The sequence below is a fragment of the Actinocorallia sp. API 0066 genome (assembly GCF_020991275.1).
Lineage (GTDB): Bacteria > Actinomycetota > Actinomycetes > Streptosporangiales > Streptosporangiaceae > Actinocorallia.
Window position 1 is genome coordinate 393,548 of record NZ_JAJLQY010000006.1, and the last position, 21,831, is coordinate 415,378.

The window sequence follows — 21,831 nt, forward strand, 5'->3', positions numbered from 1 at the left end:
CATTGTCAGCAGCGATCTGACAATGGTTGTGTTCTCCGCATGCAGCGGATGAACGGGCTCGACGCCAGCTTCTACCTCCTCGAAGACGAGAACACCCCTCTGCACGTCGCGGCGGTGATCGTCATGGAAGGCCCCGCGCCCTCCTACGGCGACCTCGTCCGGCTCGTCGCGGCCAAACTCCCCGGCGTGGAGCGGTACCGGCAGCGCGTCCGGTCCGTGCCGCTGCACGCCGGACGGCCCGTCTGGGTGGACGACCGCCACTTCCAGATCCTGTACCACGTCAGGCACACCGCCGTCCCCGCGCCCGGCGGCCCCGACCAGCTACGCAACCTCGCAGGCCGCGTCCTCGCCCAACGCCTGGACCCGAAGAAACCACTATGGGAGCTGTACCTGGTGGAGGGCCTGGAGGGCGGCGGCTGGGCCCTCATCGGCAAGGTGCACCACTGCATGGTCGACGGCGTCGCCGGGATGGACCTCATCGCGTCGCTGTTCGAACTCTCCCCCGACGCGCCCGAGCCCGAGCCGGAGCACGAGTGGCGGCCCCGGCCCGAACCGTCCGACCTGGAACTGCTGGCCGACACCCTCGTGGACAACGTCCTGCAGCCCGTCAGGCTGGCGCGGCGCCTCCCCGGCGACCTCGCGGGCATGGTGCGGCGCGCCCCCGGCGTCGTGGACTACGCGGGCGGCCTCGCGCGGCAGCTCTCGCGGTTCACCCGGGCGTCCGCGAGCGTCCTCAACGGGCCGATCGGGCCGCACCGGCGCTGGTGCTGGGCGGACGTGGCCCTGGACGACGTCAGGAAGGTCCGCAAGACACACGGGGGCACGGTCAACGACGTGGTGCTCGCCGCCGTCACCGCGGGCTTCAGGGCGCAGCTGACGGGCCGCGGGGACCTGTCCCCGGACGTGGTCGTGCGGTCGGCCGTCCCGGTCTCGACCCGGACCGAGGAGGAACGGGGCATACCCACCAACCGGGTGTCCGCGGTGTTCGTGAACCTGCCCGTCGGGCAGCCCGACCCCGTCGCGCGACTCCTGCATATTCGGACGCAGATGGACGACCTCAAGTCCACCCGGCAGGAGCGCGGCGCCGCCCAGCTCACGAAGATCACCGACACCGCGGTGGCGCCCGCGCTGCTCGTCCTCGGCGCGCGCACCCCGATCCGGCTGTTCAACCCGATCGTGCAGACCGTCACGACGAACGTGCCAGGACCGGCCTTCCCCCTGTACATCCTGGGACGGCGCATGGTCGCGATGTACCCGTGCGTCCCCCTGGCGGGCGGCATCCAACTCGCCACGGCGATCTTCAGCTACCTGGGCCGCCTGTACTTCGGCGTCAGCGCCGACTTCGACGGGCAGCCGGACGCCACGGTGTTCGCCTCCGGCATCGAGGCGGGCGTCGCCGAACTGCTGCGAAGCTGACGTCCGTAAGGCGCCCGTCTCAGGCCCGGCCCCGCGCGCGGAGCGTGAGGCGGGCGCCCGCCTTCAGCCCGAACGCCTGCGCCGCCGAACCCTGATTGACGGCAAGCGCCAGCCGCCCCGAGGAATCGGTGAAGACCAAGGGGTCGCCGGCGGGCACCCTCCCGTAGGTGTCCACCCAGGGAACGGCGATCCCGTCCAGGTCGAGCACGTGTCCGTAAGGCAGCTCTCCGAAGGCGCGGCGTAGGTCGTCCGGGTGGGCCGCCAGCACGAGGCTGCCGAACGAATCCGGGTACAGGACCGTCGCCGTGAGCGTCCCGTCCCCGACCTCGGGGGCGGGCAACCGTAGGGGGAGCGGCTCCACGCGCGGTCCGAACTCGGCGAGAGGCACCCCGTTGGCCAGGTGCCCGGCCGCGGGCGCGAAGACGTCGCGGCCGTGGAACGTGCTCGACGGCTCCGGCAGGCGCAGCCCCGGCGCCTCCAGGACCCGCGCCTCCACCACCCCGCCGAGCGCCTCGGCGGCGGGCGCCAGCAACCCGTTGTCGGGGCCGACGAGCACGTCGCCCCGGGCGGCCCGCACGGCGATCGGACGGCGTGCCGTACCCACGCCGGGATCCACGACCGCGACGTGAATCCCGATAGGCAGGTAAGGGAGCGCCTGCGTAAGCAGGGACGCGCCCTCGGCCACCGCGTAGGGGGTCACCTCGTCGCTCAGCACCTGCACCCGCGCGGCGGGCGCGATCCGGGCGACGACCCCGGCGACGATCCCGGTGTAGGCGGCGCCGAAGTCCGTGGTGATACTCACAAAGGGCGAACCGGTCACAGTGGGTCACGGTATCCCACGGGCTCCCGCGACGTTCCCCGCGAGGCCAGCAGATCCAGGACGAGCGCGGCGGACCAGCTGAAGTCATGGCTTCCCCGGCCCGTCCCGTCGAACGGGTCGAAGTACTCGCGGAACCCCGACTGGCGGACCAGGCGCAGCGTCGCGCCGCCGATCAGGTCGGCCACCGCGGTGAGGCCGTGCCCGGCCGCGCCCGCCCACACGATCCAGTTCGTGTTGATCCACGACGGGCCGCGCCAGTAGCCCGCCCGGTCGAACGCCGAAGCCTGGATGTCGCAGGTCGGCACCGGATAGCCCGCCGCCCCGGCGAACCTTGACGAAAGCAGCAGCTCGGCCAGGCCGCGCACCGCGTACGCGGGCAGCCCGGGATCCAGCAGAGGCGCGAACGACGCCACCGTGACCGCGGGCACCGGCTTGCCCGTCCTGACGTCCAACGCGCGGAAGCAGCGCTGCTCGGGATCCCACAGCCGCTCCAGCAGCGCCTCCCTGACCCGCGCCGCCGCCTCCCGGTGCGGCACCGGATCCCCGCCGGTGATCTCCGCCAGCTCCGCGACCGCCTGGAGCGCCGCCAGGTAGGTGCCGTTGACGAGCGGGTCCTCGACGGCGAACGGATGAACGTCCCTGAGATGGCCGTCCTTGTATCCGGCATCCCGCAGGGTCGTCACGAGCCACACGTAGCGCTCGTAGTCGACGCCCGTAGGGGCGGCCTGCCGGACGGCGTCGGGAGCGTACCGCACCGGCGGCAGGCGTAGGGCGGCCAGCGGCCTATCCCACGCGGGGCTGTTGTCCAGGCCCGACTCCCACGGGTGGCAGATCGACACGAGGCCCGCGCCGCCCAGGTCCCGGACCGTCGCCAGGTAGCGCAGCTGGGCCGTCAGCCTCGGGAGGATCTCCCGCAGGAAGGCGCGGCTGCGCTCGACGTCCGGCGCGGCCCGGTGCAGGCGCAGCGCCGCGACCGCCTGCATCGGCGGCGGGGTGATGCCCGACGTCTCCACGTCGCGCGGCGCGTCCGGACGGCCCCGGCTGCGCCACAGCTCGGGCCCCGGGAAGTAGGCGTGCCTGGCGACCTTCGCGTTGAACACCAGGTGCGGCACCATCCCGTTGCGCCACTGGGCGCGCAGCACGCTCGCGAGCTCACGCTCGGCGCGCTCGTAGCGGTGCCGGGCCAGGCCCAGGCACACGAAGGCCGAATCCCAGCTCCACTGGTGCGGGTACAGGCCGGGCGACGGCACCGTCGCCGACCCCGTCCAGTTCGCGTCCAGCACCCGGGCGGCCGCCTGCCAGAGAACCGTCTCGTCACCGGTCAGTCGCGGGCTCATCACCCCAGCGTGAACCCGTGTTCGCGTTCTGAAAAGCCCCCCGTCAGGTCGCCGCCATCTCCTCTTCCCTCTCCTCCTTGCGGTGCAGCCGCTCGTTCACCTTCTGCCTGGCCGCTCCCGCCATCTCGCCCGTCCGCGCCCAGCCGTCCCTGGCCAGCTCCCCCGCCCGGTGCGCGCCCTTGGACCCCGCCTCGGCCGCCTGCTCCCGCACCGACGCCGCCGCCGTCTGCACGGCCGGATGCCCCCAGACGTCGAGCGCCGCCCGCCTGATCTGCTCGTACCGCTCGCGACCAGCCCGCGCCCCCAGCACGTACCCCACGGCAAGCCCGCCCGCGAAGATCACCCGCTTCATATACCCGACCCCCCAGGCCGTCTCCCGCACTGCCTACCCCCACCCCCTACCCACCCTCCGCCCGCCGACTCCCCCACCGCCCAAAACCCGTGCGCGACCACCCGCCAACATGCGCTAACCTAGACGCGCTGGCAGGGAGAACCCCACTCCCCACCACACGATCCCGCGTAGCTCAATTGGCAGAGCAGCCGGCTGTTAACCGGCAGGTTATTGGTTCGAGTCCAATCGCGGGAGCTTTTCCGCAAGGCGTTTCCTTGCAGCTCAGGGCCGGTTCTCTTTCCCGAGAACCGGCCCTGAGTCATTTCTGGGTGAGTCATCGGCCTATTCCGGGGTGGGGAGGGTCTGATCTATTGTCCTTGTGCTTTTGGGCGGCGGTGTGGATCGGGCGGTGGACTGTCGCGACGGTTCGGGGGGTCGGGTTCGGGGGTGGGGGGTTGGAACGGCTGATCAGGTGGGGTGGAAGGGACGGACGGGGAAGATCGGCTGGGGTAGGTTGGGGGGATGGTGCGGGTGGATCGGTCTGTGCGGGAGAAGCTCCGGTTGGAGCGGGGTGAGCGGGTGCTCGCCATGGCGGGGACGCGTGGCGGGTCGCATGTCGTGGTGACGCGGTACGCGTTGTATGTGCCGGACGGGGAAGACGGGTTGGTGCGGGTGCCGTGGGAGAAGGTGCTGCGGGCCTCGTGGAACGACGAGTGGCTGCACGTGTGGGCGGACGAGGCCGAGTACCACGTAAGGCTGACCGAGCCGGGGGCGGTGCCCTCGGTGGTGCAGGAGCGGGTGACGTCCACGGTCGTCGTCAGCAGGTACTTCACCTTCGGTGACGACGGCGGGGTCCGGATCGTCGGCCGCCGGGCCACCCACGACCGGCCCTCGCCCGCGCCCGACGGGCTCCTCTGGTCCCTCGTCTACGACGCCGACCTCGACTCCACCGACCCCGGCGTCAAGAACAAGGCGGAGCAGCTCCTGCTCGCCGTCCGCCGCGAGGTCGGCCTCTGACGCCGCACGGCCGCCCGTCGCCGCGCGGGCTCAGGGCCGCTGGGCCCGAGGCGGCCTGAGTGCGGGGGTCAGGGGTGGCGCCAGGGGCCGGTGGTGGGGATTCGGGTGGGGTCCAGGGCTCTGGAGAGGAGCCAGGAGGTGATGGCGGCGCCGGCGCGGATGCCGGGGGCGGGGGTGACGGTGAGGGTGGGCGGGAGGGGGGTCGGGGTGGTGTGGAGTTCGCCGTGGGCGGGGCGGATGGCGGCGTCGGCAAGGGTGAGGAGGTCGGCGTCCAGGAGGGAGTCGCCGGCGGCCAGGAGGTGGGTGAAGGGTTCTCGGGTGGCGAGTTCGCGGGCGGCGGCGGACTTCGTCAGGGGGATCGGGAGGGCGTAGACCTTGCGGCCCTGCAGGGAGACGGTCCAGGAGCGGGCGGCGCACCAGGCCGTCAGGTCGTCCAGCCAGCCCGACGGTAGGGAGGCGCGGTCCACGACGGTGTAAGCGAAGAGGTCGGCTGCGACGCGCACGCTCTTGGTGAAAGGGCCGCTCATCGCGCGGAGCCTGTCGTGGACGTCGAGGACGGGGGCGCAGTCGGCGACGCGTTTGCGTACCCGGGCCGTCCAGGAGGGGTCCTCCTCGCCGTCGACGAGGAGGAAGCCGCCGTTCGCGCAGATGGCGTAGCGCGGCGGCGGTCCGGGCAGCCGGACGCGCGCGTACTGCTCGGGCGTACGGGTCGTGGTGGGGACGAGCAAGGAGCGCCGCGCGAGGAGAGCCAACTCCTCGGCTGCCTCCTCGGTGACGTAAGACAGCGGCTTGGCCTGGTACAGCTCCACGCAGAGGAGACGAGGCGGGTGAGGCACGTCCTCCAGGGCGAGGGCGTTGGCGGAGTAGATGAGGGTGCGATCCAGGTCGGTGCACACGGCGACGGTCATGGGCGGGGCCCCTTGGGTTTGATGAGGCCGACGCACGCGTAGGGCAGGTCGGCGTCCACCTCCTCGACGGGCACGCCGCGCTCGGCGGCGAGGACGCGGATGTGCGCGAGGTCGGCGTCGGCGCCGCGCCGGGCCAGCACCTTCCAGGGGACGCGGCGCAGCAGCACGCGGGTGGTCTCCCCCACGCCGGGCTTCACGAGGTTGACGTCGCCGATGCCGTACTCGGCGCTGATCCGCTGGACGGTCGCCCACCCGGACCAGTCGGGCGCCGCGTCGGCCGGGGGCGGCGCCGGTGTGACGGACGGGAAGTGCGCGGTGACCGCGTCGAGGAAGAGCTGGGAGACGTCGGCGGGGGCGAGGTCCTTGTAGAACTTGGCTCCGTGGAAGTCGTGCGGCCCGATGAGGTCACGGTTCAGGACGGTTCGGCTGACGAGCCCGGAGACCGTCGAGTTCAGGCAGGCCGACGGGATCAGGAAGTCCTCGCGGGTGCCGTGGACGCGCACGCAGCGGCCGGGGTCGGCGAGCACGGCCAGCTCGGGCGAGAACCCTCCCCCGTGCGAATCGAGGGCGGCGGCGAGTTCGCGGGTGATGGCGCCCTTGCCCGTCCAGCCGTCGAGGAACATGACGGCGCGCGGGTCGTGGTGGCGGGCGAGCCAATCCATCGCGACGAGGTCGATGCCTCGGCCGCGCACGATGGACACGGCGTAGTGCGGGAGGTCGAGCCCGTGCGCGTAAGCGGCCCAACGACGGCACAGGACGCCGATGGGCGTCCCGGCGCGGGCGAGGGACACCAGGACGGCGCCGCGCCCCCGCTCGGCGATGATCCGCTCGGTGATGGCGGCGACGGCGTCGGCCACCCGCGCGGCGGACGTCTCCAGGGCGGCGTGGAAGAGCCGCTGGTACTCCGGCGACGGCTGGTACTCGATCGGCAGGGACTCGGCGTAGTGGGCGGCGCCCGACTGGATCGCCTCCTCCCGTTCCTCTGTCGGCGCCTCAAGGAGGGCGTCGGACAGGTCGGTCAGGAGCCAGGCGACGTCGTCGGGCCGGTAGCTGCCGAACCCGGGGCCGTGCAGGGGGACGGCGCTCACGACGGCACCACCGCCACCAGTAGGCGGCCGGTCGTGGCACGCAGCGCGGGCAGCAGGCCGTCCTGGAGCACGGGTGTGTCCCCTTCCTCGTCGACGACCAGGACGACGGCGTCGAATCCCTGGTCCACGTTGTAGGCGTACCTCTCGCCCGGCCCGTCGGCGGGCGCGTCGTGCGCGGGGAAGGCGAGCCGGTTCCTGATCGCGTATCCGGGGTCGTCCACGGCGAGGACGGGCGAGCGCGTTGTGGTCGAGTACCGCACCCGCACGTCGGGCAGCAGGTCGGCGAGCGCCTCGGCGAGCCGCAGCGGCGTGTACATGAGCTCCTCGAACCCGAGCACCAGCACCCGCCGCGCCGCCTCCGGCAGCTCCTCCGCCACGGCCGCCGCCATCCCCGGCAGCCCCTTCTCCAGCCTTTCCCGATCTTCCGGGCCGAACCCGTGCCGCCCCCCCGAAGGCACCTCTTCCGGCCACCCCACATCAACCCGCACAAAACCCTCACTACCGGCGTCGCCGGGAACATCCGTGCCGCTCCGGTCCGCCACGGCCCCCGCGACGCCGGACGCGCCAGCGCCAGGGACGACGGTGGCGCCCTGAATCTCCATGACCCGCGTGACGCCGGGTGCGGCACCGGACGCATCGGGATCACCGGGAACGACGGTGGCGCGCTGGCCCTGTGCGGCCCGCGCGGCGCCGGGGGCGGCCTGAACCTGCTCGGCGCGCGTGGCGGGGTCGGGATCGGCGTGCCGGGCGGCTCGTGTGGCGGCGGGTGGGGTGAGGGTGGTGAGGAGGGTCTGGGCGGTCGTCAGAATGTCGGTGGGGTGGGTTACGGTGCCGGTGGCGAGGGTGACGACGTCGATGCGGGTGTCGAGTTCGGTGGCGAGGGCGGCGGTGGCGGTGTGGTCGGCGGGTGCGCGGAGGTCGATGAGGGAGGCGACGATGTAGTGGGGGCGGGGGTGTGCGGCGTGCAGGGCGCGCAGGGTGTTGCGGACGGTACGGCCGGTGGAGAGTTCGTCGTCGACGAGGACGAGGGGGAGGTCGGTGGTGAGCAGGTCGGGCGGGTCGGGCAGGAGGAGGTGGCTGGTGGCGTGGCTGTGCTCCTCCTCAAAACCGCCGTACGGGGTGACGCCCGGCACGGGGCGGCGCGTGGAGTGCAGGTACGGGGCCTCGCCGAGCGCGTCGGCGACGCCGTGGCCGAGCGCGGTCGCCGTCTCGGCGTACCCGACGACGACGGCCCGGCGCGGCAGCGCGTGCGCGACGAGCAGGTCCCGGAGCGCGCCGGGCGCCGCGACGTCCCCGGCGAGCCCGGCCCGGAGCAGCTTCCCCGCGCGCAGCGCCACGCCGTCGACCGGCCCCGCCTCGGGTCGCAGGGTGAGGGCGACGAGGCGGCCCAGGAGGAGGGCGGCGGAGTGGACGAGGCGGGGGTCGGTGGGCACGTGTTTGCCCAGGACGGTGGAGACGAGGAGGTGGGCGCGGCGTGGGTTGCGCCGGACGGCGAGGCCGACGAGGTCGGGCAGCGTGAGCCCGACAGGAGTGGCATGGGAGGTGAGGGTGAGGGAAAGCCGGGAGGCGACCCAGGCGCCCGTCCAGACGGGTGCCGTCACCGGGCGCTCACCGCCGCGTCAAAAAGATCAACGAATCCGACATTGGGTGCGGCCACTCCAAAGACCTCGGCCCGCAGCAGTGTCCGTTCCGCCCAGGCCCGGTGGGGTTTGGCCTCGTTCATCTTGTTGGCGTAGCTGGAGGCCATCGCGCCCCCCGCCGGGATGCCCAGGATGTCCGTCGCGTCGCTGAACTCCTCGTGCGACACCACCGAGAGGGCGTGCACCGCCGCGACATGGCTCGGGTGGATCACGGTCTTGCCGGTGAGCCCGTTGGCCTTGTCCAGGGTGACCTCGCGGATGAAGCCGTCCAGGTCGGCGGTGATCAGCTGGGCGCGCAGCACCTCGGCGGAGTTCTCGGCGAACGGCGACTCGCGCAGCAGCGGCTTGAACAGCCGCTCGCCCGCCGAGAAGTACTCCCAGACGGGCCCGGTGACGGTGAAGGCGGTCCCGTCGGCCCGGCCGAAGACGTTGACGACGTCGGCGATGAGGCTGGCCACGAGGTGGATGTCGTAGATCGTGAGGTCGCGCGGGCGGCGCAGCCCGTAGGCCGAGCACAGGTCGGTGCCGCCGAGCCGGACGGCGAGGATCTGCTCGCGCCGCTGGTCGAGCAGGGTGGCGACGTCGGTGAGCACCGCCGTGCGGGTCTCCCGGTAGAGCGCGTCGCGGGTCTCGATCACGGGCATGGCGAGCAGCCGCAGCCCGGCGAGGTCGGCGGCCTCGGCGGTGGCGTCGAGGTAGAGCTTGCCGCTGCCGGCCTCGAACTTGGGCAGCACGTACCCGGTGATCAGCGCGGCGGCGGGGCCGAGCCGCCGGGTCAGGTCGGGGATCTGCTCCGGCGTGCGGACCCTGACGAACAGGAGCGGCGCGAGCGCGGGGTCGATCGCCCGGACCTGGGCGACGAGGTTGGCCTCGGCGGCGGGCACGTCGGCGTCGGAGATCGAGTCCTCCAGGCACAGCACCATGCTGCGCACGCCGAGGGCGGCGCACCGGTGGACGTCGGCGGCGAGCCGGGGCCGGGTGGCCGGGCTGTAGAGGGTGGCGCCCAGGGCGACGGCGAGGAGGTCCGCCGCCGAGTCGCGACCGAAATCACCCGGTTCGCGGTGGAACAGTGCCGCGCGGCGGGCGGCGTCGATCTGGTGGAAGTGACGCACGGCTCAGCTACCTTCCCGTTCGGTCTGAGCGCTCAACGCGGGGCCGTCGCTCGTGGTTCCGGCGGCGCGGGGCAGCGAATGCAACTTTAATCACACAGAAGCCCGATGCCCGAAAATCCGGTAAGCACCCAGTTAACTCGGCATAACGGACCGCCGAGAACGCCGAGAGCCCCGGCCGTCCGCGACGGCCGGGGCTCCGCGTGCGCTGTCAGATCCGGCTGGACTCCAGCTCCGGCTGCTCGGGCTCGTCGCTCGCGCGTCCGTTGCGGTTGCGCAGGACGACGGAGCTGAGGAACGCCGTGATGATCAGGCCCGCGCCGACGCCGCCGGTGATCCACTCCGACAGGTGGTGGCCGATGCTGATCATCATGCAGACCGCGAGCGCGCCGATCGCCCAGTGGGCGCCGTGCTCCAGGTACCTGAACTCGCTCAGCGTGCCCTGGCGGACCAGGTAGACCGTCATCGACCTGATGTACATCGCGCCGATGCCCAGGCCGATCGCGATGATGATCGGGTCGGTGCTGATCGCGAACGCGCCGATCACGCCGTCGAAGGAGAACGAGGCGTCCAGGACCTCCAGGTAGAGGAACAGGAAGAAGCCGGCCTTGCCCGTGGCGAGCACGAGGTCGTTGGGGCCGCGCCGCTTCTCCTCGCCCTCCTCCAGTTCCGGCTGGTTGAACAGCTCTCCGAGGCCGTTGACCAGGATGTAGGTCACGATGCCCAGGATGCCGGCGACGAGCACGTTGGGCCGGTGCGCGTCGTCGGACACCCAGGTGGCGACCGAGGCGAGCGTGGCGCCGGCGATGACGACCGGGAGCTGGTCCAGCTTGCCGATGCGCACCAGCGGCTTCTCCAGCCACGCCAGCCAGTGGATGTCGCGGTCCTCGAAGATCCAGTTCAGGAACAGCATCATGAGGAACATTCCGCCGAACGCGGCGATCATCGGGTAGGCGTACTCCATCTCGGAGTGGTACCTGTCCGGATCGTTGAACGCCATGTCCACGGCGCCCCACGGCGACATGTTCGCGGTCAGCGCCACCACGAGGATGGGGAAGACCAGCCGCATGCCGAACACCGCGATCGCGATGCCGATGGTGAGGAAGATCTTCTGCCAGAAGGGGCTCATCCGCGCCAGGACCTTGGCGTTGACGACCGCGTTGTCGAAGGAGAGCGAGATCTCCAGGACCGCGAGGATCGCCACGACCGCCAACGCGGAGAATCCTCCGTAGAGGAAGCCCGCGACCAGGCCGAGGATGGTGACCGCGAACGACCACCCGAACGTACGAAAAATCATGATCTGCTGTCCCTGACCCGCTCGCGCGGGCCTGTTCGCGGCCTCGCGGCCGTGTTAACCGACGTTGACGCCGAAGTCCAAGGCGATCCCGTGCAGGCCCGAGGCGTACCCCTGGCCGATCGCACGGAACTTCCACTCCGAGTTGTAGCGGTAGAGCTCACCGAAGACCATCGCCGTCTCGGTCGAGGCGTCCTCGGAGAGGTCGTAGCGGGCGAGCTCCGTGCCGTCGGCACGGTTCACCACGCGGATGAAGGCGTTGCGGACCTGCCCGAACGCCTGGCCCCGGTTCACCGCGTCGTGGATGGACACGGGGAAGACGATCCGCTCGACCCGCGGATCGACCGAGGCGAGGTCCACGTTGATCGCCTCGTCGTCTCCGTCACCCTCACCGGTGAGGTTGTCACCGGTGTGCTCGACCGTCCCGTCCGGGCTGGTGAGGTTGTTGTAGAAGACGAAGTGCTGATCGGAGAGTACCTTGCCGTTCGACCCCAGCAGCAGCGCCGAGGCGTCCAGGTCGAAGTCCGCGCCCGTGGTGGCCCGCACGTCCCAGCCGAGACCGACGGTCACCGCACGAAGGTCGGGTACCGCCTTGCTCAGCGAGACGTTGCCGCCCTTGGAAAGGCTGACGCCCATGGTCGGAGTGCTCCTTAGCGGTCGCCGGTCAGACGTTGACGCCGAAGTCCTGCGCGATGCCCGCCAGGCCGGACGCGTAGCCCTGCCCGACCGCGCGGAACTTCCACTCGGCGCCGTTCCGGTAGAGCTCGCCGAAGATCATCGCGGTCTCGGTGGACGCGTCCTCGGACAGGTCGTAGCGGGCGATCTCGGCGCCGCCCGCGGCGTTCACCACACGGATGAAGGCGTTGCGGACCTGGCCGAAGTTCTGGCCCCGGTTGATCCCGTCGTAGATCGAGACGGGGAAGACGATGCGCTCGGCGTTCGGCGGAAGGCCGACGAGGCTGACCTTGACCTGCTCGTCGTCGCCCTCGCCCTCGCCGGTGAGGTTGTCGCCGGTGTGCTCGACGGCGCCTTCCGGGGTCGTGAGGTTGTTGAAGAACACGAAGTGGCCGTCGGACAGGACCTTGCCGGAGGCGTCGACGACGATCGCGGAGGCGTCAAGGTCGAAGTCGGTACCGGTGGTCGTCCGGACGTCCCAGCCAAGGCCGACGATGACTGCGGAGAGCCCGGGGGCCTCCTTGCTCAGCGATACGTTGCCGCCCTTGCTCAGGCTGACCGGCATCTTTGCCTCCAGGTAAAGGTTGATCTCGTGAGATCTTGCGTGGGTTTCGAACGGGTTCCACCTGACAGACGTCTAAGTGACTCTATCGGTTCCCTCTGTTCCCGACCCTCATCCATGGTTTGCGTCCACAAGCGGAAATGGTTGTCTGTGAGGGGGACGAACCGGCAGAGGAGGCGCCCATGAGGAACAGCCGTGGCACGTGATCAACGGCGGCGGGGCCGCCGCGACCCGCGGGCGGTCCAGGCCAGGGAGGGCGCGCTGGCGACCCGTGAGGAGGCGTTCCAGGCGTTCTTCGACATGGACCAGGCGCAGAAGTTCGTCACGGCGCGGCTGACCGTCCTGGGCGATCTGGACGGCGAGGCGGCGGGCCGGATGCGGCGGCGCGCCACCGACGCGGACGCGGCGGCGGACAAGGCGGCCGCCGAGTACATCGGCGTCGTCGACGGCCACGACCTGGACGACGAGGACAGGTCGATGATCGAGTACGAGGACGCGGGGCGGGCGCTGCGCGGCACCGTCGCGGCGCTGCGCCGGGCGACCGAGACGCTCAACCGGCTGGCCGCCGACCTCGCCCCCCTCATCGCGCGCCTGGAGAGTTCTCTTGACGACCTCGCGCCTCTCCTGCGCGGGGCAAGGGAAGCTCTGGGTGCGGCCCGTGGTGCCATCGACAGTGCGAGTGCCAAGGGGATGGACCCCGCTGAGCTGGAAGGCGACCTCAACACCACGCGCGCACGGCTGGCCGAGCTGACGGGCGAGGGCCTGGGCGGGCTCGGCCTGCGCGGCGCGATGGAGCGCGCCCGTGAGGTGCGCGGCACGGCCGAGCAGATCGTCGAGGCGGCGCGGGAGCTGGCGGAGGCGTCGGAGCGGACGCGCAACGGGCTGGCGAGCGTCCGTACCCGCGCGCAGATGACCGAGGGCCGCCGCGCGCGGGTGGAGGAGGCGATGAGTGAGCTGCGCCGCACCTACGCGATGGCCTGCTGGCAGGATCTGCGGGGCGCGCCTGAGGCGATAGGGCAGGCGTTGGAGCGCGCGCGCGAGCGGATCGCCGAGACCGAGCGGGCGGCTTCCGTCGGCGATTGGAAGGAGGCTCCGCGCGCGTTGGCGGCGGCCCGCACCGAGCTGAAGGACGCCGAGCGCCGTGCCGCCCGCGTCACCGACAGGGTGACGGAGCTGCGCGCCGTCACGGCCGATCCGCGGGGGCCGCTGGACCGGGCGCGGTTCACCGTCCGGGACGCCCAGCGGCTGGCCGTCGCCGCGCCCGGCGGGGCGGCGCCACGGCACGCGCGCGCCCTGGACGCCCTGGTCACCCGGCTCGACCGGGCTCCCGCCCTGCTGGAGGGCGCCTCCCCCGACTACTGGACCTACCTGACCGAGCTCCGCGCGATCACCGACCGGGCCCGCGACGTCGTCGAGGCGATCCGCGCCGAACGCTCGGGCGCGTGACGGACGTCAGCGGCCGGGCACCTGGACGGTGAGGTTGCGGCCGACCATCGGCATGCCGCCCGACGGCGTCGGCACCGGCGGCGGCACGGCCACCCGGTCCTGCGGCGGGGTGTCGGACTTGACCTGTTCGACGAGGACGGCGGTGCCGTACGCGTACACCTCGAAGGACCCGTCGCCGAGCGGGCAGTTGGCGAAGCGCATGCCGAGGACGGCGTTGCACCCGTACCGTTCGGCGTCGGCCTTGAGCCGCTCGATCGCCTCCCGGCGGGCCTGTGACAGGCCGCCGTGCGCCACCCCCGCGCCGCTCACCGCGCCCCTGACGTAACGGATCTCGTAGCCGGGGACGGTGTCGGTAGTCACGATCAGCATAAGCCCACCGTAGACGACGAGCCCCTGACACGGGATGCCCTGCCGGGGATTATGCGGTGGTTGTCCGGCTTGGCCGGACGGTCCGGGGACCGTCCGGCGGGCTCGGTGGGGGCGTCCTATTCGAGGTACTCGCGCAGCATCTGGGCGCGCGAGGGGTGCCGGAGCTTGGCGAGGGTCTTGGACTCGATCTGCCGGATGCGCTCCCGCGTCACCCCGAACTCCCGGCCGACCTCCTCGAGCGTCCGGGGGTGTCCGTCGGACAGGCCGAAGCGCAACTGGATGATGCGCTGCTCCCGGTCCGACAGGGTGGCGAGGATGTCCTCCAGCTGGTCCTGGAGCAGGATGAACGCCGCCGCCTCGATCGGCACGACGGCGTCGGCGTCCTCGATGAAGTCGCCGAGGTCGGAGTCCTCCTCGCCGATCGGCGACTGGAGCGAGACCGGCTCCTGGGCGATCCGCTGGATCTCGACGACCTTCTCGGGCACGAGGCCCATCTCGGCGCCGATCTCCTCGGGCAGCGGCTCGCGGCCCAGGTCCTGGTGCAGCTGCCGCTGGACGCGGATCAGCTTGTTGATGGTCTCCACCATGTGCACGGGGATCCTGATCGTGCGCGCCTGGTCGGCGATGGCACGGGTGATCGCCTGGCGGATCCACCACGTCGCGTACGTGGAGAACTTGTAGCCCTTCGTGTAGTCGAACTTCTCGACGGCACGGATGAGGCCCAGGTTCCCCTCCTGGATGAGATCGAGGAACAGCATGCCGCGGCCCACGTAGCGCTTGGCGATGGACACCACCAGGCGCAGGTTGGCCTCGATGAGCCGTTGTTTGGCCCGCGCCCCTTCACGCGCGAGCGTCTCCAGTTCGAGCCTTTCGTGCACCCGGAGGATGGCGGCTCTGGCCGCCTTCTCCTCCGCGAAAAGGCCCGCCTCGATCGATTTGGCGAGTTCTACTTCCTCTTGTGCGGTCAGCAGCGGGACGCGGCCGATCTCGCGCAGATAGATCCGGACCAGGTCGCTCGTCGGCGCCCTTCTGCTGAGGTCTCCCTCTTCCGCTCGCGTGAGTTCCTCGGAGTCCTCCTTGGACTCCAGGACCTCTACCCCCTGCTCTGCGAGCAAACGGACGACGCCGTCAAGGGCGTCGGCCGGCAGTTCGGAGCGATCGAGCGCGGCGGCGACGTCATCGACGGTGACGCCACCGCGCTCCCTGCCACGTGCGACGAGGTCGGCGACCTGCTCGGCCGACGGCGCCTCGCTGGGCAATGTCAAAGGGCCCACGCTCACAGTGTGCGCCATGACACAGCGAAAACGCAGGCCCCAATTTCCCGGGATCCTTCCGGACCCTAGACGCCGCCGCCGTCACGCAGGCCGCGTCGGCGCTGCTCAAGGGCGACGAGGTCGCCGAACAGCCGGTTGTACTCCTCCGCCTCGGAGACCGGATTCAGCCTCCCGAGTTTGGATTTGAGCGCGGCGATCTCACGGGTGAGCTGGAGTTCCAGGAATCGGACGAGGAGTGCCCTGGAATAGGTGTCGTCCGAAACCGCGTCGGCTTTCGGATCCGTTTTGGGGGGCTCCACACTGAGACGGGTGATAAGGGCACGGATGTCCTCCGCCGTCGCGAGGTCGCGCAGCCGCGCCGCCCACTCCATCGGAGCGGCCGCCGCGCCGGTGCCGCCGCCCGCCAGCACCGTCTCGTGGACGCCCCTGTGCTCCGCCACGGAGAACGCGTCGGCCGCGAGGGTGTCGTAGACCGGGCCGAGCGTCGCGGGGCGCTGGAGCGCCATCTTGAGCAGCTCCCGCTCCAGCTCGACCGTCGGGTCCGCCGGGTCGGCGGCGCGCGGCTTCTCGCGCTGACGCGGCGGGGCGCCCTTCAGGTGATCGGCGACCCGGCTGAGCACGAGACGCTCGTCCATGAGGCCGATCCAGAGATCCACCCTGGCGGCCCACGCCTTGCGCCGTCCCGCGTCCCTGATCCCCGCGACGACGGGAGCGACCGCGTCCAGGGCCCGCATCTGGCTCTCGGGGTCGGCGAGGTCGTGCTCGGCGATCCGGCTGCGGATGACGAACTCGTACAGCGCGACCCGGGAGGCGACGAGGTCGCGGACCGCCGCGTCGCCGTCCTTGACGCGCAGGTCGCACGGGTCGAGGCCGTCGGACTGGACGGCGACGAACGTCTGGGCGGCGAACTTGTCGTCGTTGGCGAACGCGCGCAGCACCGCCTTCTGGCCCGCCGCGTCGCCGTCGAAGGTGAAGATCACCTCGCCACGGCCCTCCGCGCGGTCCATGAGCATCCGGCGCAGCACCTTGATGTGCTCCTCGCCGAACGCGGTGCCGCAGGTCGCGATCGCCGTCTTCTCCCCGGCGAGATGGCAGGCCATGACGTCGGTGTAGCCCTCGACGATGACCGCCTTCTTGGTGTTGGCGATCTCCCGCCGCGCCAGGTCGAGCCCGTAGAGGACGGAACTCTTGTGGTAGATCGGCGTCTCGGGGGTGTTGAGGTACTTCGGCCCGTTGTCGGAGTCGAGCAGCTTGCGCGCGCCGAACCCGAGGACGTCGCCCGTGGAGTCGCGGATCGGCCAGACGAGACGGCCCCGGAACCTGTCGCGCGGGCCGCGCTGGCCCTGCACGGCGAGGCCGCCGTCGATCAGCTCCTTGTCGGTGAACCCGCGCGCGCGCAGGTGCCGGACGAGAGCCTCCCACTCGTTGGGCGCGTAGCCGACGCCGAAATGCGCCGCGTCGGCCGCCTGGAAGCCCCGGTCCATGAGGAAGCGACGGCCCACCCCCGCCTCCGGGGAGGTGAGCTGCTGCTGGTAGAACTCCGCCGCCGCCTTGTGCGCCTCGATCAGGCGCGCGCGCTGGCCCCGCTCCTTGTTGGGGACGTAGCCGCCCTCTTCGTGCCGGAGCTGGATGCCCGCCTTACCGGCGAGCCTTTCGACGGCCTCGGCGAAGCTCAGCCCGTCGACCTCCTGCACGAACTTGATGACGTCGCCGCCTACGCCGCACCCGTGGCAGAAGTAGAGGCCGCGCGCGGGGGTCACGTTGAAGGAGGGCGTCTTCTCGTCGTGGAAGGGGCACAGGCCCTTGAGGTTGCCCCCGCCCGCGCTGACGAGCTGGAGGTGTTCGCCGATCACCTGATCGATCGGCATCCGTTCCCGGACGGCCGCGATGTCCTCTTGTCGGATGCGCCCAGCCATGACGCCGAGTCTATGGCCGGACGGGAGCGCGCGGGCAGCTCCTGGGGACTCGTCCGAGACGTAGTTAATTCGGAGTTAAATCGGCAATTCCCATGGTTCCGAAGGTGGAGGGCACGCGCTGACCAGCGATAACGTCGGCGGGTGCTGATCTCTCCCCATGAGCAGGAACGGCTGCTCCTCCATGTGGCCGCGGGCGTGGCGCGTGAGCGCCAGGGGCGCGGACTCAAGCTCAACCACCCCGAGGCCACCGCGATCATCGCCGTGCACGTCCTGGAGGGCGCGCGGGACGGGCGGACCGTCGCCGAGCTGATGGAAAGCGGACGCGGGGTGCTGACCCGCGACGACGTCATGGAGGGCATCCCGGAACTGCTCGACTCCGTCCAGATCGAGGCGACGTTCCCGGACGGGACGAAGCTCGTGACCGTGCACAGGCCGATCCCGTGAGCGGCGCGGAGCCGTCCGGCGGCTGGGCGCCGGGCCAGGTCGTCGTCGGGGACGAACCGGTCGAACTCAACCCGGGACGGGAGCGGATCACGCTCACCGTCGCCAACACCGGCGACCGTCCCGTCCAGGTCGGGTCGCACTACCACTTCGCACAGGCCAACGCGGCGCTGGAGTTCGACCGGGAGGCCGCGTCCGGCTACCGGCTCGACGTGCCCGCCGGGACGGCCGTGCGCTTCGAGCCCGGCCTCGTCCGGGACGTCGACCTCGTACCGCTGGCCGGGCACCGCCTGGTGCCGGGCCTGCGTCCGGAAGGGGGCCTGCATGGCTGATCTCACCCGCGCACGGATCTCGCGCGCGCGCTACGCCGCGCTCTACGGGCCCACGACAGGCGACCGCATCCGGCTCGCCGACACCGACCTGTTCATCGAGGTCACCGAGGACCTCGCGCGCGGCGCGGGGGCTGGCGACGAGGCCGTGTTCGGCGGCGGCAAGGTCATCCGCGAGTCGATGGGCCAGGCCCGCGCGACGCGTGCGGAGGGCGCCGCCGACCTGGTGATCACCGGCGTCGTCATCCTGGACCACTGGGGCATCGTCAAGGCCGACGTGGGCGTCCGGGACGGGCGGATCGTCGCCATCGGCAAGGCGGGCAACCCGGACATCATGGACGGGGTGCATCCGGACCTGGTGATCGGGCCGTCCACCGAGATCCTCGCCGGGAACGGCAAGATCCTCACCGCGGGCGCGGTGGACTCGCACGTCCACCTGATCTGCCCGCAGCTCATCGAGGAGGCGCTCGGCGCGGGCGTCACCACCCTCATCGGCGGCGGCACGGGCCCGGCCGAGGGCACAAAGGCCACGACCGTCACGGGCGCCTGGTACCTGCACCGGATGCTGGAGGCGCTGGACTCCTGGCCGGTGAACGTCTCCCTGCTCGGCAAGGGCAACACGGTGTCCGAAGCCGCGCTCTGGGAGCAGTTGAAGGCGGGCGCCTCAGGGTTCAAGCTGCACGAGGACTGGGGAACGACCCCTTCGGCTATCGACGCCTGCCTCAGGGTGTGCGACGCGTCGGGCGTCCAGGCGGCGCTCCATTCGGACACCCTGAACGAGGCCGGTTACGTCGAGTCCACGCTCGGCGCCATCGCGGGCCGCTCCATCCACGCCTACCACACCGAGGGCGCGGGCGGCGGGCACGCGCCGGACATCATCACCGTCGCGGCGCACCCCAACGTGCTGCCGTCCTCGACGAACCCGACACGGCCGCACACGGTGAACACCCTGGACGAGCACCTCGACATGCTCATGGTGTGCCACCACCTGTCGCCGTCGGTGCCGGAGGACCTCGCGTTCGCCGAGTCCCGGATCCGGCCGACCACGATGGCCGCCGAGGACGTGCTGCACGACCTGGGCGCGATCTCGATCATCGGCTCGGACTCGCAGGCGATGGGTCGGATCGGCGAGACCATCGTGCGGACCTGGCAGACGGCGCACGTCATGAAGGCGCGGCGCGGTTCGCTGGGCGGGCCCGCCGACAACCTGCGCGCTCAGCGCTATGTCGCGAAATACACGATCAATCCGGCGATCGCGCACGGGCTCGACGGGGAGGTCGGCTCGATCGAGGTCGGCAAGCTCGCCGACCTCGTGCTCTGGGACCCGCGGTTCTTCGGAGTGCGGCCCACCCTCGTCGTCAAGGGCGGGGTCATCGCGTGGGCGCAGATGGGCGACGCGAACGCCTCCATCCCGACCCCGCAGCCCGTGCTGCCCCGGCCCATGTTCGGCGCCTCCCCGACCGTCGCGGCCGCCACCTCGCTGCACTTCGTCTCCGAGGCGGCGATCGAGGACGACCTGAAGTCGAAGATCGACGTGCGGCGCGCGCTCGTCCCGGTGCGGAACACCAGGTCGCTGGGCAAGGCCGACATGCCGCTCAACGACGCGCTCCCGCGCATCGAGGTCGAACCGGACTCCTTCACCGTGCGGATCGACGGGGAGGTCATCGAACCCGCTCCCGCCGAGAAGCTCCCGATGGCGCAGCGGTACTTCCTCTTCTGATGCGCGCCCACCTGCTGATGCTCGCCGACTCCCGGCTCCCCGCCGGGGGTCACGCCCACTCGGGCGGCCTGGAACCGGCCGTCACCGCCGGGGCCGTCGCGACCATCGCGGACCTCGCGGACTTCCTCCACGGTCGGCTGCACACGGCTGGCCTCGTGGCGGGAGCCTTGGCGGCGGCTGCTTGCGTGCACGCGGGGACGTCCATTGATTGGGCGCTTCCGGACGCCGAAGCGGACGCGCGTACACCGTCGCCCGCCCAGCGTGCGGCGTCACGGGCGCAGGGCAAGTCGCTGCTCAGGGCGGCTCGGGCGACGTGGCCCTCGGCCGTGTTCGACGGGCTCCGGGTGCAGGTGCCTGCGGGGGCTCCCCGAGGGCCGCACCACCCGCTCGTCCTGGGCGCCGCCGCTCACGTCATCGGATGCACCGCCCTGGACGCTGCCGCTGTCGCCGCTTACGGGGCCGTCACGGGGCCCGCGTCGGCGGCGGTGCGGCTCCTGGGGCTCGACCCCCTGGGCGTGCAGCGGGCCCTGGCGGAGCTCGCCCCCGACGTCGACTCCGTCGCCGAAGAAGCCGCCGCGCACGCGGAGAAGGACTGGGCCGAACTGCCCGCCGCCTCGGCGCCGCTCCTCGACCAGTGGGCCGAGGAGCACCTACGCGCCGACCTGCGGCTGTTCGAGTCCTGAACTGAACTAAGGAGACCCACCATGGGCGGATACCACGGACCCGACCAGCACCACGCCGCGCCGAAGCACGGACGCCCCATGCGCCTCGGCATCGGCGGACCCGTCGGCAGCGGCAAGACCGCGCTGACGGCGGCCCTGTGCCGGGTGCTGAAGGACGAGCTGAACCTCGCCGTCGTCACCAACGACATCTACACCACCGAGGACGCCGACTTCCTGCGCCGCAACGCCGTCCTGGACGACGAGCGCATCATGGCCGTCCGGACCGGCTGCTGCCCGCACACCGCCATCCGCGACGACATCTCCGCCAACCTCGACGCCGTCGAGGAGCTGGAGGAGCGGCACGCCGAGCTGGAACTCGTCATCGTGGAGAGCGGCGGCGACAACCTGACCGCGACGTTCAGCCAGGGCCTCGTCGACGCCCAGATCTTCGTCCTGGACGTCTCCGGCGGCGACAAGGTCCCCCGCAAGGGAGGCCCCGGCGTCACCACGAGCGACCTCCTCGTCATCAACAAGACCGACCTGGCACCCCTCGTCGGCGCCGACCTCGACGTCATGGACCGCGACTCCGCCGCCGTCCGCGAGGGCCGCCCCGTCATCTTCAGCTCCATCCGCGAGGACCCCGCCGTGCCCAAGATCACTGACTGGGTCCGCACCTCCGTCCACAACTTCCACCACCACTGACCTACGAGAGATCCAAGGTCGGCGGACGTACCGCGCGCACACGGGCGACGCGGTGCGGGTGGGTCGAGAGGAGAGCTGATGGGGCGCGGGTACGTGGCGCACGCGGCGGTGACGGCGGAGGCCGGGCCGGACGGGCGCACCCGGCTGACGAGGCTGCGTTCGGACGGGCCGATCGCGCTGCGGGAGACGCCCGACGGGCTGTACCTGGTCGGCGCGGCGGCGGGCCCGCTCGGCGGCGACAGGCTCCGGCTGGACATCGAGGTCGGCGCGGGCGCGTCCCTGACGATCCGGTCGGTGGCCGTCGCGTTGGCGCTGCCCGGTGACGGCGAGTCCCGCTACACCGTCAACGCCGACGTCGAGGGCCACCTCGATTTCGCCCCCGAACCGACCGTCGCCGCCCGAGGCTGCCACCACCACGCGCACGCCCGCGTCGCCCTGGGCCCGCACGGCACCCTCCGCTGGCAGGAGGAGCTGATCCTGGGCCGCCACAACGAGCCGCCGGGCCTCCACACGAGCCGCATCGACGTCACCCGCGCCGGCCACCCCGTCCTCCGCCACGAACTCCGCGCCGACCCCACCTCCCGCTCCCGAGCCGTCCTGGGCCCCGCCAAGGCCGTCGGCTCCCTCTTCCGCACCACCCCCTCCACCCCCCACACCGAACCCGGCCTGGCCATCCTCCCCCTCCCCTCAGGCACCACCCTCGCCAACGCCCACGCCCCCACCGCCCCCACCCTCCGCCACCTCCTCACCAAAGCCCAAACCCTGCTCCCCTGAC

The 21,831-nt window shown here is 71.7% G+C and carries 22 protein-coding genes and 1 tRNA gene; 10 read left to right on the forward strand and 13 right to left on the reverse strand.

The annotated features are described in order from the left end of the window. Positions 1-39 precede the first annotated feature (39 nt). Positions 40-1,416, forward strand: a complete 1,377-nt coding sequence (locus LO762_RS18040) for a wax ester/triacylglycerol synthase family O-acyltransferase (RefSeq protein WP_230616561.1) — start codon at positions 40-42, stop codon at positions 1,414-1,416. Positions 1,417-1,435: 19 nt separating this feature from the next. On the opposite strand, the gene LO762_RS18045 is transcribed toward LO762_RS18040, so the two are convergent. From LO762_RS18045 to LO762_RS18055, 3 genes are read right to left on the reverse strand one after another with little or no spacing between them, the layout of a single operon-like run. Next, a complete protein-coding gene (locus tag LO762_RS18045; protein WP_230616563.1) occupies positions 1,436-2,218 on the reverse strand; it encodes an SAM-dependent chlorinase/fluorinase in 783 nt (260 codons plus the stop codon). 14 nt (positions 2,219-2,232) lie between these two features. Beyond that, complete coding sequence (locus LO762_RS18050; protein WP_230616565.1) at positions 2,233-3,573, reverse strand: amylo-alpha-1,6-glucosidase; 1,341 nt, start codon at positions 3,571-3,573, stop codon at positions 2,233-2,235. Positions 3,574-3,616: 43 nt separating this feature from the next. Then, positions 3,617-3,925, reverse strand: coding sequence for a hypothetical protein (locus LO762_RS18055; RefSeq protein ID WP_230616567.1), 309 nt, complete (start codon positions 3,923-3,925; stop codon positions 3,617-3,619). Positions 3,926-4,086: 161 nt separating this feature from the next. Between LO762_RS18055 and LO762_RS18060 the strand changes: the two genes are divergently transcribed. Both LO762_RS18060 and LO762_RS18065 read left to right on the forward strand, forming a co-directional pair. Then, a tRNA-Asn gene (locus LO762_RS18060) sits at positions 4,087-4,159 on the forward strand. Positions 4,160-4,447: 288 nt separating this feature from the next. Beyond that, positions 4,448-4,921: a hypothetical protein gene (locus LO762_RS18065; protein ID WP_230616569.1), complete on the forward strand. Its 474-nt coding sequence runs from the start codon at positions 4,448-4,450 to the stop codon at positions 4,919-4,921. A 68-nt stretch (positions 4,922-4,989) separates the two neighbouring features. Here LO762_RS18065 and LO762_RS18070 read toward each other — a convergent pair whose 3' ends face one another. The 7 genes from LO762_RS18070 to LO762_RS18100 all read right to left on the reverse strand — a co-directional run bounded on the left by LO762_RS18070 (position 4,990) and on the right by LO762_RS18100 (position 12,200). Then, entirely contained in the window at positions 4,990-5,829 is an 840-nt protein-coding gene (locus LO762_RS18070) for an HAD family hydrolase (RefSeq protein ID WP_230616570.1), read from the reverse strand. Further along, positions 5,826-6,917 (reverse strand): cysteine protease StiP family protein, encoded by a 1,092-nt coding sequence (locus LO762_RS18075; protein WP_230616571.1) that lies wholly within the window; start codon positions 6,915-6,917, stop codon positions 5,826-5,828. Before LO762_RS18075 ends, LO762_RS18070 begins: the two co-directional genes overlap by 4 nt. After that, positions 6,914-8,518: a phosphoribosyltransferase family protein gene (locus tag LO762_RS18080; RefSeq protein ID WP_230616573.1), complete on the reverse strand. Its 1,605-nt coding sequence runs from the start codon at positions 8,516-8,518 to the stop codon at positions 6,914-6,916. Before LO762_RS18080 ends, LO762_RS18075 begins: the two co-directional genes overlap by 4 nt. Continuing rightward, positions 8,515-9,669, reverse strand: a complete 1,155-nt coding sequence (locus LO762_RS18085; RefSeq protein WP_230616575.1) for an HpcH/HpaI aldolase/citrate lyase family protein — start codon at positions 9,667-9,669, stop codon at positions 8,515-8,517. Before LO762_RS18085 ends, LO762_RS18080 begins: the two co-directional genes overlap by 4 nt. A gap of 208 nt (positions 9,670-9,877) precedes the next feature. Further along, positions 9,878-10,963, reverse strand: coding sequence for a DUF475 domain-containing protein (locus tag LO762_RS18090; protein WP_230616577.1), 1,086 nt, complete (start codon positions 10,961-10,963; stop codon positions 9,878-9,880). Positions 10,964-11,017: 54 nt separating this feature from the next. Continuing rightward, positions 11,018-11,596, reverse strand: a complete 579-nt coding sequence (locus LO762_RS18095) for a TerD family protein (RefSeq protein ID WP_230616578.1) — start codon at positions 11,594-11,596, stop codon at positions 11,018-11,020. Between the two features lie 28 nt (positions 11,597-11,624). Next, positions 11,625-12,200, reverse strand: coding sequence for a TerD family protein (locus tag LO762_RS18100; RefSeq protein ID WP_230616579.1), 576 nt, complete (start codon positions 12,198-12,200; stop codon positions 11,625-11,627). 192 nt (positions 12,201-12,392) lie between these two features. Here LO762_RS18100 and LO762_RS18105 point away from each other — a divergent pair, with 192 nt between their 5' ends. After that, positions 12,393-13,643: a molecular chaperone DnaJ gene (locus LO762_RS18105; protein WP_230616581.1), complete on the forward strand. Its 1,251-nt coding sequence runs from the start codon at positions 12,393-12,395 to the stop codon at positions 13,641-13,643. Between the two features lie 6 nt (positions 13,644-13,649). On the opposite strand, the gene LO762_RS18110 is transcribed toward LO762_RS18105, so the two are convergent. The 3 genes from LO762_RS18110 to dnaG form a co-directional block, all read right to left on the reverse strand. Continuing rightward, positions 13,650-14,012 (reverse strand): YbjQ family protein, encoded by a 363-nt coding sequence (locus LO762_RS18110; RefSeq protein ID WP_230616583.1) that lies wholly within the window; start codon positions 14,010-14,012, stop codon positions 13,650-13,652. Between the two features lie 116 nt (positions 14,013-14,128). Then, positions 14,129-15,304, reverse strand: coding sequence for an RNA polymerase sigma factor RpoD (gene rpoD / locus LO762_RS18115; protein ID WP_230616585.1), 1,176 nt, complete (start codon positions 15,302-15,304; stop codon positions 14,129-14,131). 47 nt (positions 15,305-15,351) lie between these two features. Beyond that, entirely contained in the window at positions 15,352-17,202 is a 1,851-nt protein-coding gene (gene dnaG / locus LO762_RS18120) for a DNA primase (RefSeq protein ID WP_230616587.1), read from the reverse strand. 141 nt (positions 17,203-17,343) lie between these two features. Between dnaG and LO762_RS18125 the strand changes: the two genes are divergently transcribed. The 6 genes from LO762_RS18125 (at position 17,344) to LO762_RS18150 (ending at position 21,830) form a co-directional block, all read left to right on the forward strand. Then, positions 17,344-17,646 carry an urease subunit gamma gene (locus LO762_RS18125; protein WP_230616589.1) on the forward strand — a complete coding sequence of 101 codons (303 nt, stop codon included), beginning with the start codon at positions 17,344-17,346 and terminating at the stop codon, positions 17,644-17,646. Next, on the forward strand, positions 17,643-17,975 hold the full coding sequence (locus LO762_RS18130) for an urease subunit beta (protein ID WP_230616590.1): 333 nt from the start codon (positions 17,643-17,645) through the stop codon (positions 17,973-17,975). The genes LO762_RS18125 and LO762_RS18130 overlap by 4 nt, the downstream gene beginning before the upstream one ends. Continuing rightward, positions 17,968-19,692, forward strand: coding sequence for an urease subunit alpha (locus tag LO762_RS18135; protein ID WP_230616591.1), 1,725 nt, complete (start codon positions 17,968-17,970; stop codon positions 19,690-19,692). The genes LO762_RS18130 and LO762_RS18135 overlap by 8 nt, the downstream gene beginning before the upstream one ends. Continuing rightward, entirely contained in the window at positions 19,692-20,375 is a 684-nt protein-coding gene (locus tag LO762_RS18140) for an urease accessory protein UreF (protein WP_230616593.1), read from the forward strand. Before LO762_RS18135 ends, LO762_RS18140 begins: the two co-directional genes overlap by 1 nt. A 21-nt stretch (positions 20,376-20,396) precedes the next feature. Beyond that, positions 20,397-21,056, forward strand: a complete 660-nt coding sequence (ureG, locus tag LO762_RS18145; protein ID WP_230616595.1) for an urease accessory protein UreG — start codon at positions 20,397-20,399, stop codon at positions 21,054-21,056. A 78-nt stretch (positions 21,057-21,134) separates the two neighbouring features. Continuing rightward, positions 21,135-21,830 carry an urease accessory protein UreD gene (locus LO762_RS18150; RefSeq protein WP_230616597.1) on the forward strand — a complete coding sequence of 232 codons (696 nt, stop codon included), beginning with the start codon at positions 21,135-21,137 and terminating at the stop codon, positions 21,828-21,830. The last annotated feature ends 1 nt before the right edge of the window (position 21,831 follow it).